Source organism: Pseudomonas juntendi (assembly GCF_009932375.1).
Taxonomy (GTDB): Bacteria; Pseudomonadota; Gammaproteobacteria; order Pseudomonadales; family Pseudomonadaceae; genus Aquipseudomonas; species Aquipseudomonas juntendi.
In genome coordinates this window covers 1-404 of record NZ_BLJG01000260.1, presented here as the reverse complement: position 1 = coordinate 404, position 404 = coordinate 1, and the positions used below count along the sequence as shown (strand labels likewise).

Below are 404 nucleotides of genomic sequence, written 5' to 3'. Positions count from 1 at the left end.
TTCCCAACCCTGACACCTGTTTTTGCTCCTTTGGGTGTACCTGCCCGGCCTTGATGGCCGGGCTTTTTTATGCCTGGTGTTTTGTGGATGGCTGTGCCGGCCTGTTCGCGGGCTTGCCCGCACACAGGTATATCACCGCACTTGAGTCCTGTGATTTACCTGTGGGAGCGGGCAAGCCCGCGAACAGGCCGGCACAGCCCCACATTCCTCATGGTTGATCACAAAGCCTGCAACCCGCTAAGGTCGCCGCCTTGATTCACGAGAGACAACCATGGGCTACCTGATAATCGTCGCGCTGATCCAGGCGTTTTCCTTCAGCCTGATCGGCGAGTACCTGGCCGGGCACGTCGACAGCTACTTCGCCGTGCTCGCGCGGGTGCTGCTGGCCGGCCTGGTGTTCCTGC

Annotated in this window: 1 pseudogene; it reads left to right on the top strand. The window is 60.4% G+C overall.

What is annotated here, in order from left to right:
- Positions 1-271 precede the first annotated feature (271 nt).
- A pseudogene (locus GYA94_RS28340) lies at positions 272-404 on the top strand (hypothetical protein); the annotation flags it as partial.